The organism is Marinicauda pacifica, from assembly GCF_004793635.1.
GTDB lineage: Bacteria > Pseudomonadota > Alphaproteobacteria > Caulobacterales > Maricaulaceae > Marinicauda > Marinicauda pacifica.
This window is the reverse complement of record NZ_SRXV01000033.1, coordinates 1-323: the sequence shown is the minus strand read 5'-3', so window position 1 is coordinate 323 and position 323 is coordinate 1. Positions and strand designations below refer to the sequence as shown.

Annotated in this window: 1 protein-coding gene; it reads left to right on the top strand. The window is 69.7% G+C overall.

All coding sequences use genetic code 11. The annotated features are described in order from the left end of the window. Positions 1-323 (top strand): beta/alpha barrel domain-containing protein (locus tag E5162_RS14295; protein WP_479684688.1); only part of this gene is annotated, 323 nt, incomplete at both ends.

Below are 323 nucleotides of genomic sequence, written 5' to 3'. Positions count from 1 at the left end.
CCTCGGCTCCCTCGAGCGGGCCAACCGGATCGTCATGGCACCCATGACCCGGTCCAAGAGCCCGGGCGGCGTTCCGGGAGAGGATGTCGCGGCCTACTACAAGCGGCGCGCCGAAAACGATGTCGGCCGCATCCTGACCGAAGGCACCACGATCGACCGCGAGGGTGCGAGCTTCGATCCCGCCATTCCCAATTTCCCCACCGAAGAAGCGCTGCACGGCTGGGCGCGCGTCGTCGAAGACGTCCACGCCGTTGGCGGCAAGATCGCGCCCCAGCTCTGGCATGTCGGCCTGGCGCGCAAGCCGGGCACCGGCCCCCATCCCG